The 11,600-nt window shown below is 38.5% G+C and carries 7 protein-coding genes; 3 read left to right on the top strand and 4 right to left on the bottom strand.

What is annotated here, in order from left to right; translation table 11 throughout:
• Positions 1–2 precede the first annotated feature (2 nt).
• Together BLR53_RS12130 and BLR53_RS12125 are read left to right on the top strand one after the other, a co-directional pair.
• The gene (locus BLR53_RS12130) at positions 3–4,022 is read left to right on the top strand and encodes a non-ribosomal peptide synthetase (RefSeq protein WP_074590002.1); all 4,020 of its coding nucleotides are present in this window, start codon (positions 3–5) and stop codon (positions 4,020–4,022) included.
• A 5-nt stretch (positions 4,023–4,027) separates the two neighbouring features.
• On the top strand, positions 4,028–4,720 hold the full coding sequence (locus tag BLR53_RS12125) for a 4'-phosphopantetheinyl transferase family protein (protein ID WP_074590000.1): 693 nt from the start codon (positions 4,028–4,030) through the stop codon (positions 4,718–4,720).
• Between the two features lie 9 nt (positions 4,721–4,729).
• Here BLR53_RS12125 and BLR53_RS12120 read toward each other — a convergent pair whose 3' ends face one another.
• The 3 genes from BLR53_RS12120 to BLR53_RS12110 all read right to left on the bottom strand — a co-directional run bounded on the left by BLR53_RS12120 (position 4,730) and on the right by BLR53_RS12110 (position 8,491).
• Complete coding sequence (locus BLR53_RS12120; protein ID WP_074589998.1) at positions 4,730–5,896, bottom strand: glycosyltransferase family 2 protein; 1,167 nt, start codon at positions 5,894–5,896, stop codon at positions 4,730–4,732.
• Positions 5,897–5,899: 3 nt separating this feature from the next.
• Positions 5,900–6,811 (bottom strand): glycosyltransferase family 2 protein, encoded by a 912-nt coding sequence (locus BLR53_RS12115; RefSeq protein ID WP_074589996.1) that lies wholly within the window; start codon positions 6,809–6,811, stop codon positions 5,900–5,902.
• 75 nt (positions 6,812–6,886) lie between these two features.
• Entirely contained in the window at positions 6,887–8,491 is a 1,605-nt protein-coding gene (locus tag BLR53_RS12110; RefSeq protein WP_074589994.1) for a hypothetical protein, read from the bottom strand.
• A gap of 368 nt (positions 8,492–8,859) precedes the next feature.
• Between BLR53_RS12110 and BLR53_RS12105 the strand changes: the two genes are divergently transcribed.
• Positions 8,860–10,134, top strand: coding sequence for a right-handed parallel beta-helix repeat-containing protein (locus BLR53_RS12105; protein WP_037439458.1), 1,275 nt, complete (start codon positions 8,860–8,862; stop codon positions 10,132–10,134).
• An 89-nt stretch (positions 10,135–10,223) separates the two neighbouring features.
• Here the strand turns inward: BLR53_RS12105 and BLR53_RS12100 are convergent, their stop codons facing one another.
• Positions 10,224–11,576, bottom strand: coding sequence for a lipopolysaccharide biosynthesis protein (locus tag BLR53_RS12100; protein WP_051760133.1), 1,353 nt, complete (start codon positions 11,574–11,576; stop codon positions 10,224–10,226).
• Positions 11,577–11,600 lie beyond the last annotated feature (24 nt).

The following is an 11,600-nucleotide window of genomic DNA, read 5'->3' as shown; positions in this document are numbered from 1 at the left end:
GAATGCCGCACCCTAGCCAACATATCACTTATAAGCCAGTTGATTTCAATCCTTTTGAAGAAGAAAATGGGATTGAAAAAATTATCCCTGTTAACGAGCCCCAGAAAGAAATCTGGTTATCTTGTATGATTGGTGGTAATGATGCGAACTGCGCATATAATGAGTCTGTTTCCCTCGATTTCAGCGGTGAAATGAATACACCTTACTTTGAAACTGCACTACGCAAAGTAATTGAGAGGCACGAGGCATTACGTGCAACCATATCTCCTGATGGTGAGGTACTTATTATTCAGCAACCAGGTAATTTCTCTCTTTCAACTACAGACTTGTCGTCTATACCTGAAGAACAAAACCGTTTAATTGACGAGTTCATCGTCGAGGAAATGAATTTTGTATTTTCTTTAGTTGAAGGCCCTCTATATCGTTTTCATCTTCATAAACTTGGAGAGAAACACTTTCTGTTCACTGTAGTCCTGCACCATATTATTGCCGATGGCTGGTCAACTGGTGTAATCCTGGATGACCTTAGTAAATTATATAACCAACTTTTAAAAAATGGGTATGCAGAACTTCCGGCGCCACCACAAATCAGCACCTATGCATCAACCCTAGAAAGTTTTAAAAAAACTGTCGCATTTGAACAGACAAATACTTTCTGGCTTAACCAATATCAGGAATCTGTACCCGTGCTGGATTTGCAGACTGATTTCCCCAGGCCGTCTCAAAGGACTTATAAGTCTAAAAGGTTCGACTTTCAGCTCAATTCCGACTTAGTAAATCAGATACGCAAAACCGGCGCTAAAAATGGCTCTAGCATGGTTAGCACACTACTTCATGCATTTGAAGTTTTCTTATTTCAGCAAACAAATCAGCAGGATATCGTCGTTGGTCTTCCGGCCGCTGGTCAGGCTGCTACAGAAAACACAGGCCTGGTAGGTCACTGCGTAAATCTGCTTCCTTTGCGATCCTTTATCGATTCGGAAATGAGCTTCAATGCTTATTTGAAGAAAAGAAGACCTGAGCTTTTTGATGCCTACGATCATCAGCTTTTTACTTATGGTCAACTTATCAAGAAATTGAATATTAAACGGGATCATTCCAGAATTCCTATGGTACCGGTTATTTTTAATATTGACCTTGGCATGGACCAAGGTTTGGTTTTCGATCAACTGGATTATAAGCTAATTTCGAATCCACGTTCTAACGAAACCTTTGAAATATTCTTAAATATTTCAGGGGCAGGCAATGTTTATATTTTAGAATGGTCCTATAACACTCAGCTTTTTAAACCGGAAACTATCCAAAGGATGGCGTTCGATTTTCAAAATTTGCTAGAGAAAGTAACTGCAAACCCAGATATTCCAATAAAAGACCTTACTGAAGAAAAAAGCAATTCATGGAATGAGAGCATTCGTCTTTGGAATAAGACAGATGTACCTTACCCAAGGGAAAGCTCTCTGATATCACTGATCGATCAGACGGCCTTAACTTATCCGGATAAAACTGCCGTATCATTCGGTGAAAGATCTATATCTTACTTTGAGCTTAAGTTAAAATCTGACCAACTTGCTGAATATCTGATAAAACAAGGAATGACTTCGGGGGACATAACCGGTCTCGCAGCAGAAAGATCCATTGAAATGCTAATTTGTATGCTGTCCATTATGAAATGTGGCGCCGCCTACTTACCTCTTGATCCGGAATACCCTGCGGAAAGAATTGAATATATGCTGGAGAACTCCGAAGCACATTTCCTGCTTGTTTCCGATTTATGCAAAGGAAAGTATCATTCTCGAGCAACCGAATTATCTATCTCTGAAATCTTCAGCTCTTTAGAATATGTGGGCCAGGAATGCGATTTCCCAATCGTTGCGGGTAATGACCTTGCTTACGTTCTATACACATCAGGGTCAACAGGTAAGCCCAAAGGAGTACAGATTATGCATTATAATCTGGTGAATTTTTTATTGAGTATGCAGAAAGATCCGGGCCTGAACTCCCGCGATAAGTTACTTGCAATCACGACCATCTCATTCGATATAGCAGGTCTAGAACTTTTTCTACCGCTGATCAGCGGCGCCGAGTTAATTTTATGCGATAGAGAAACCTCAAGAGATGGACGCCGTTTACTGGAAACGCTAAGCAGTAGAGAAATTACTTTCATGCAAGCGACGCCAGCAACCTGGAGAATGCTTATTGACGCAGGCTGGAATTCAAGCCCTGGACTTAAAGTACTTTGTGGCGGTGAAGCTTTTCCTCCAGCACTCGCAGAAATTCTGCATACCAAAGTTGGATCTGTGTATAACATGTACGGCCCTACTGAAACAACAATATGGTCATCACTGAAACTGTTATCTGCAGAAGACAAACAGATCACTATTGGAAAGCCCATTCAAAATACTCGTTTTTATATTCTGAATGCCCAGCTTAACCCAGTTAAACCAGGAGCTACCGGCGAAATATATATAGGCGGTGATGGTGTCGGCCTGGGATATCTGAATCAGCCGGAACTTACCGCCGAACGATTTATAAAAGATCCCTTCTGTGACTCTCCTGATTCCAGGATGTACCAGACTGGTGATTTAGGAAAATACACGGCTGATGGTGAAATCCTCTATATGGGGCGTTCAGATCAGCAGATCAAAGTACGAGGCTTTCGTATTGAACCTGGTGAAATTGAGAGCGTACTGCATGATATTAATGAGGTTAAATCTGCAATTGTTATCGCCAGGGAAGACATTCCGGGAGATCAGCGAATGGTTGCTTATGTCATTCCGGTCGAAAAAGAACTTCTAGAATCTGATACTTTTGGTGAATGGAAAAAAGAACTCAGAAATCATTTACCTGAATATATGATCCCTCAGGATTTTGTAATCATGGAAGAGTTTCCACTTACACCTAATCATAAGATAGACCGTAAGGCATTACCAAAACCACCAAAACAGCAAACAGCAGCAGCAAATCAGTCAGCAATTAGAAAAATGACTAAAAGAGAAGCTGTTATTGCTGAGATATGGTCTGATGTGCTCGGCCTCGTTAATCCTTCACCTGATGATGATTTCTTCGAATTAGGAGGGCATTCATTGCTCGCCGTCAAAGTCATGGTAGAAATAGAGCGTGTCACAGGAAAAAGGTTGCCTTTATCAACCCTTTTTGAATCATCCACAATTTCAAGTCTGGCAAAAAAAACCGGAGGTGACGACGATAACGAAGAACATTCCTGGGATGTTTTGGTCCCTATTAAACCCTCAGGCAAAAAAGATCCTATCTATCTTGTGCATGGTGGTGGTCTGCACGTTTTATTATTTGCATCCATGAGCAAATATATCGACGACGATCAGCCGGTATACGGTATTCAGGGCCTGGGGATGAAACGGGATATGGAGCTTCTGTATTCGAATGAAGAAATAGCCAGTAAATATCTAGAGGAAATCCTGCAAAACAACCCAGATGGTCCTTATTGTCTTGCAGGCTATTCAATGGGCGGTAAAATAGTTTTTGAAATCGCAAATCAATTACAGCGAATGGGAAAAACGGTGAAATTCCTCGGAATAATCGATACCTACGCAACGAATGAAGATGAAAATTTAAGAATTAAGATGAGTAAGAAAATCATCCGGCAATTCAGAAAAATACCATTTTTCATTAGCTCCTTTATTAAAAACCCTAAAGATGCCTGGTCTTATCAGATGTATATGTCTAAAACCAGAATTAAGCAATTACTTTCAAAAAACAAAGAAGAAGAAACTAAGCATTTTAATGAGAGAGAATTGGAAATAGTGAATAGTTATGATATTGCTTATCAAAAATATAGACTCAAACCTTCAGACCTCAAAATTCATTTGTTCCGGGTTAACAAAAGATTATATTTTCTGGATGACCTGAAATTTCTTGGCTGGGCGAAATTTGCAAAAAAAGGAGTAGAAGTACATGAAATACCGGGGGATCACAGGACGTTCCTATACTCTCCTAACGATCAAGGGTTTGCGCGTATCTTGCAAGGAGTGCTGGACAAACTTTAAAACCTATGTATGACTTATCTCTACAGAAACTGACGGGCCACTCCTGGCGTCCCTATTTGCCCATTCAAAAGCTCAGTCAGGATTTACATATTTTCTGCATTCCGGCGATAGCTAGACCAGGAGAAGAATTACTAGATGCTGATATGATACTTTCAGATTGCGAATTACATCATCTTAGTAAATTACGCTTACCTTCTTTAAAAGAGAACTTCAAAAGATCAAGGTATTTTCTGAGGAATATTCTTTCTGTTTTTCTGAATTCGTCGCCATCAGCACTAAATTTCAAAAAAGATAAAGGACACAAACCTTCCGTGGATGGATTGGAGTATAACCTTACGCGTTCAGCAGATTTTATTATTATTGCTGTAAGTGAGCAGCCTGTCGGAATCGATCTTGAATTTATTAAACCTGATTTTGATTTCTCAGATATCTGTGATCAGCATTTCCATGAAGAAGAACAGCGATGGATAGATACTGACCGACTACGGTTCTTCACCGTATGGACCAGAAAAGAGGCCGTATTGAAAGCTACGGGAGAAGGACTGATCGATGATATGGCTACCTTCTCAACGATAGCACCACGAGTATATAGAACCCCTAACGGGTTTAATTTAGAAAGTTATCTGATGAATGACAATTATATACTCAGCCTTGCAACCAATAATTCTGACAAAAAAACTTATTTCTGGCAACTCTAGTATGCCATTTTACTTTCGTCTGGATTTCTCCCAGGCAGCACTTTGCTGCTTTCTGAAGTACCGGTTTATTCCTGCAATTACCGCATAGTTCATTACGCAAAAATAATAGGGAATAAAGAGCGCTTTAATTCTGATGTTTTTTCTTTCAAAATATACTCCGGCTATACTTAATAAATAAAACAGGCACTGAGCGATCAATAAGGCTATGTAGAATAGCCCGGCATCATTGACGACTAACACTATATTTAGAAAAAAAACAAGAATTAATAGAAAAGGAGTGATAGTCCATCTTAAAACACGGTGACTGATATACTGAAATGTAAATAAGGGCTGATTAAAGGGGTTGGCAGATTTCCTTAACCTGAAAATAGATTGTATTCCACCCGCAGCTATCCGGATCTTCCGTTTTAACTCTTCAGCGACATCTGCTGAAGCTGTCTCCATCGCATAAGCTAAAGGTTCGTATGCAATAATATAACCTTTTTCGGCTATTCTCATTGCAATCATATGATCATCAATAATGGTATCACTTTCAACTGGTTCGTATAATGCAGTTCTAATACTAAATAACTCTCCTGCAGCACCGACATTAGAATACAGCTCATAATCCCATTGCTTCAACTTGGATTCATACTTCCAATAAAAACCCTCTCCCGCAGAACTTGCATCTGCGGTATCATCTACCAGAATTCTTTTTTCCCCGGCAACAGCCCCGACTTTAGGATTCTGATAATGCTTAACCAATTCAAGAATGGCGGCCTTGTTTAAAAATGTATTTGCATCAGTGAATACCGTAATTTCTCCCTTTATAAAAGGAATTGCCCTTTTAATAGCAGCCATCTTGCCAGCACGGCTGTCTTGATGCAAAAGCTCAATTGAAGAATAGCCAGATACCTTAGCTGCAGTAGAATCAGAGGATCCATCTGTAATAAAAACAAGTTGTATCAAACCTTCAGGGTAATCCAACTCCAGGGTATTCTTAATTTTTTCTTCAATAATATCTTCTTCGTTATAAGCCGCCACAATAAGCGTAACCGTGGGGAGAGCACTATCAGAGCTAAATAAAAAAGGCTTACTAAAAATCTTCTTTATTTTGACAAGCAGGTATAGTACAAACCCATAACCGACATAAGTATAGACGATCAGGAATATGCTGATCCAGAATAATAAAACCATGAATTATAATTTATAACCTAATTTCCTGCTCTTTTTGCCATTAACCAGGTTCCACGCCAGGCCTTTTAGTACCCATTTGACCAAATCTTTCCGGCCAGAGAACGTATATTTCAATATTTGTTTCGGACAAGCGAGCAAGACATAATAAAAACTGAATATAACAGTATTAAACAAACTTGTGTTACGACGGATGAACAATAAGCGATTTCTGGTCATAAAATAAGTCTTAATACTGCTTTCCCTCCCTACACTAACCGATTCTTTATGATATATTTTCGTTTGCCCGGTAAACCAGATACTTTTTCCCGCACGTCTAAACTTTTCGCACCAGTCGAGTTCCTCATAATACAAGAAAAAGTTTTCCTCCATCAATCCTACACTATTAAGGTCTGTTCTTCTGCACATCATTGCTGCACCATGACAATAAGCTGTTTCCCTGTTTGTCTGGTCAAACTGCCCCTCATTTTTCTCCATACTACCAATACCACGGTTACGGCATGTTTTATAGTTCATCTCTGTGAATCCGGCGTATTGAATTAATTCAGGCTGATCAAAATACAAAATCAGCGGAGAGACCATTCCGACCTGCGGATTATCATCCAGAGTTGCGCTTAATACATCAAATAGGTTTTCGGTAATTTCGGTGTCGTTATTTAAGAATAAAAGGTAATCTCCGGTTGCCTCTCCTATTCCGAGATTATTTCCGCCTGCGAATCCGATATTTTCCTTCGATCTGATGTACTTGACTCCGGGATACGCGGACTGCAATATTTCCTGGATATCCTGTTCACTACCATTGTCTACAACAATTAACTCAATAGGATACCCTGAAGAATACTTCTTAATGGATTCTAGCAAAGCAATAGTAACATCAGGCTGGCGGAAGTTGACGGTTATAACAGAGATTGACTTCATTCATTAAAAATGATAAAATTGAGGGTTTCGGCTATTAGAAAATAGGAAAACCTCAATTATTTTCAATTTAGATATTTATATAGCTTCTACAAAAATTGGTGTTTCTGTTACCTCCAGTTCAATCTTGCCATTTGACGTTGGAAAATCCTTATAATCCATCTGATCGGCACCGGGCTTTAAATAATGTACCCTGGCAGTTTTTGCTTCTTTAAGATTTAGCTTGTATTTTTCCTTTCTATCATTCTGATCCGGAACAACAAGTATGTACATATTTTTACCTTTATAAGTATAAACGTCTACAATGGGGTCATTGTTTATGGTGTTGCTGTAAATGTACTCTCCCATTAATTTAGTAGTTTGAAGAATATAATCTGCAGCCGGTCGTCTTTTCTCTTCATTAAGCAATCCAGATGTTTCAAAAGGTGTTTTAGCTGCGAAACCAGGAGAATGCGCATCATATGCCTGATAAAAGAAAACACGATTCAATCCATGTCTGGCGTACATTAAGGAAGTTCTCAAGATCCAGTCAGCCTGCGTTAATAGAATAGATTTCGAACCAATGGGTCTTGCACTTTGTACACTTTCCTCATTCAGATCGTACCCGGTTTCAGTTGTCCAGACTTCTAAATTGCCAAGTTCTTCCCCTAAAGAAACCATCGTATCTGCAATTTTCCCCATATTTTCATTAGTTTCTGGGGCAACACCCTTATTGTTGGGTTTGAATTTGGCGAACCATGTTGTATTATCATTTGAATACATATGGAAGTTAATCACGTCAAAACATAAATCAACACTTCCATCCGGCTTATAGCCACGATTTTCTTTGCACCATTCTACAATTTCCCTGATATACTTTACGTCTGCCCTGGCAAGTCCGCCAATAACAACTTTCATATTTGGATCTGCAGTTTTAGCTCCTGCATTTTTTCCCATTGTTCCTTTATGTCCGTCATAAAAGGCTGAAAGGTTAGCAGCATATTCCCGTCCGGTCTGTTGCGCTTTTTTTCCTTTCCACCATTTGTCAGGCTCATTATTACATTCGACATATTTGATCAGATTGAGTCCAACCTTCATATGGTTTACCCGGTCATTTGTCCATCTTGGTTTTTTAAATAACGTAATCAGGTTTGTATCGATATTCTTATTACTACCGTATCTGGCTGAGAATTGGAAGATTGCCCTCGCTACCTCTTTATAGGACTTTGGATCTTCTCTGTTGGCGCCATACTTTAGTGGCACCACATCCACTTCCTGCTGACCAGGAGGATACGTTTTATATAACCAGTCAGGTACATTTTTAAGACAACTTAAAACAAATATACCTTCCATCTTACAACGCTCGTAAACCAGATCGTAATTCCAACCTCCTTTTGTCGTCGGATCGAAGGAATAAACGCCCTCTTTATCTTCAATTTTATCCCAATCCATATAATGCCTCACACCGGAGAAAGACTTCATTAAGTCCATTTTAGGTTCGTAAATAAAATTGCCGTCATTATTTCCATGAGGATTCTGTAGAAAGTCCCATTCAAATGCATTGATACCAAACAGGTCTTTCATTCTAATCTGTCTATAGGCTAACTTATTTTCTTTGATGTCCTCTTCCTCTGACTTACATGATAATAATGTGCAAACAAATAAGAGTGCTAAAATGGATTTGAAGATTTTCTGACTATTCATATATTATTTACTGAGAGATTAATTTATTAATCACGATCAATTTGCTGTAACCTGATAAAACTGATCTAAAATACATAAAATTCTGTCTTTAATTGAATGGGCCTGGAATACTGGCACCGGTCATTTGCGGATCCGGAATTTTAATTCAAAAAACCATAAATCGGCCCGGCAAGAAAATATAAATATTTAGGGGATAAAATTCCCCAATTTTACACACTTTACGATTTTTTTACTCTATATTCCCCAACTTGTTTTTATAACACTAAAATTTTACATAGCGACGGAACATTTTGAATAGTAGCAGATTACCAATTTAAAAACATAAAATAAAAAACTTTTAAAGAAAAAATTATTATTAAAAACTCAAAATGAATAAAATTCATAAACTATTACCTGTTCTCCTCCTCGCTTTTCTGTTAATGTCCTGCAAGAAGGGTCAGATAGCACAAGAAATTACTAAACCCGAAACCCCTCGGGACACAACGCAGGTAAAGCCTCCGGCTCAGGGAAGTAAAGGCCGGACTATCCCATTAGGCACAGGTTCCGGAAACTTGATAATTGATGGTACCAAGCTAGGACTTGCCTGTGATGATGTCATCAAAATTAAAGGTGGTACTTATAAAAGTATCGATATCAAAAATATTAATACCGGCTGTAATGTCACCATTCAAAATGATGGCTTGGTAGAGATTGCGGGAAATAGTGATCATATTTTCCTCAGTAAGGTGAGCAACCTGACAATTTCAGGTAAAGGAACTGCTGGTATTACTTACGGATTTGTATCAAGAGACAGTCCCCAGCACCGATCGATTTCAGTGACAGGTACAGTGCAAAACCTCACAGTACAAAATTTCGCATTCAAAAATATTGGAGATTATGTAGTCTATTTTAATTCCGGCCAGATTGTATATGACGGCAGCGCATCATCATATTCCAATAATGTCAGGTTCCTGAACAATAGTTGTTCTAATACCGGCTCTTTTCTTCATCTGGAAGGAGGCGTTGAGAATGGTGTGATACGTGGCCTTATTAAGAAACTGGAAGTTGCCTATCTGGACTTCCGGAACTCAAATAGTGGAGACGCTGTTCTTGCGGAAAATGCCGATGACTATAATATCCACCACAATACTGTTATTGATGTAAACAGTGCAAACAACAATCACAATGGTATTTTCACAATGAAGGGTAGTGGATCCTTTCATCACAACCTCATACGCAATCATCAGGGAAATGCGATTCGGGCCTGGACAAGAAGTTTTGGTACCACTCCGAAAGAAGTATTAATTTATAATAATACTGTAGTGAATTCCAGAAAATATTCCGGCTTTGAAGTCCAGTCATTTGCAAGCATGATTATCGGCGGCAAAACAACCTATTCAAATGTTAAAGTCTATAACAATATCTGTGGTAAACTGAATACCAGCAAAGACTGGGTCGGTGTTGTAGTAGATGTTTATAGTTTAGAGGGTGGGAAATGTGAAGTATATAATAATACCGGATTTGATTTTCCTGCGCCAAACCCTAAAAGCTACATTGTTAGTCAGCAGGCGAACACAGTGCCAGTACAAACTAATAATAAATACTTTGCAACTGCAGCTGAAGCCGGGATTCCCGATATCAATGCATTAAAAATCCAGAATTAGAAAACACTGATCTGAAATAAAGGGATAACAAAAAAGCAGCGATAGACTTGCTGCTTTTTTGTTATCCCTTTATTATTAAATAATCTTACTTATCTCGTTCTGGCAAAAATAGTAGCAAAGATTTGTTTAACGAATAAAACCGTTTCCTGAAAACCAATCACATATATATTCCAGAAACTGAATTTATGAAATCTGTTTAAAGGAGGATAAGCTATAATTATAGCGAGCAGTACCGGGATCACATTAGCTATAGCAATCGTATAAACTGATTTGAAGAACATCATTCCGATGAAATCTGCTGCGACATTTGCAGCGAGCATAATTAAGATTTTAAAGAAGTTAATCTTCGGTTTATGAATAACATCGAGTGTGAGTGCGAAAAACCTGTCTGCGGGTGCGAAAATAGCGATGCTCATAAACATCCGGAATAAATGCGGAGCTTCGGTATTTACATATTTCCCACCACCTATCAAAGCAATAATCGGTTCCGCAAAAATGATTGAAACCAAAGCAATCAGAAAAATGAAGATAGTTATCATTCCAATCATCTTTTTCATCACAAATATCATTTCAGCTTTCTGATTGTTATTGTAATAGGCAGATAAGCTCGGCATACCCGATGCAACAAAACTTAATAAAGGAATTTCAATTAATTGCATCAGCCTTCCACCAAGATTGTATACCGCCAATGCTGCAGGTCCTAAAAAGAAGTTGATAAACATGATATCAGTTACCTTAAAAAGATTCGAGCTAACCATTGTTCCAACGCTGTATTTCCCAAAATGGAAAAGATCCAAAAAAGATTTACGTGTTGCATTGGTTATTGACTTTATCATGGTCCAGCCAAAGCAGATAGCGGCAATACCTGCTATCAGATTAGTAATTATGTAAGTATAGATTATAGAGGTCAGCGTTACAGTACCCATAAAAGTTAATACCCCCACTGTTCCTGTAAATAACGTCTGATTAATCAGCCTCAACCATAAAAGCCTGTCAAATCTCTTATCTCCCTGCACTATGAGAGTAGCCATAAAAGAAGGTAAAGTTGCCAGTGTGATTATCGAGAAGTACTTAATAAAAAGTACAACACCTTCATTTTCACTAAAAGGCGGCAGCAAGTAAAAAAGTACGTTTAGTACAATTAATGACCCCGTGATTATCAAAGCAAGGCACCAGGCTGATCCAGCTATTTCCTTAGCAACGGCACCAGTAGTACCGGAATAAAATTTAATAAAAGCGGTTGTGATAAATCCCGATCTGAGGGTATCAATCAACCCAAGTACTGTCATAAAAAAGACGTAGACACCTATATCCTGAACAGAAAGTGCACGATAAAGAATGGCAATGATCAGCATTCCAAAAACTGCCATTACACCGTTTCCTGCTAGAGATTGAAAATGTATATTATTAAGAGGAGACAGTATCTTTTTTAATGAAAGCATTTTTAGATAGTAAATTAATACAAT

Origin of the sequence: Pedobacter antarcticus (assembly GCF_900103515.1) — a bacterium.
Taxonomy (GTDB): domain Bacteria; phylum Bacteroidota; class Bacteroidia; order Sphingobacteriales; family Sphingobacteriaceae; genus Pedobacter; species Pedobacter antarcticus.
This window is presented reverse-complemented; position numbering and strand designations above follow the sequence as displayed.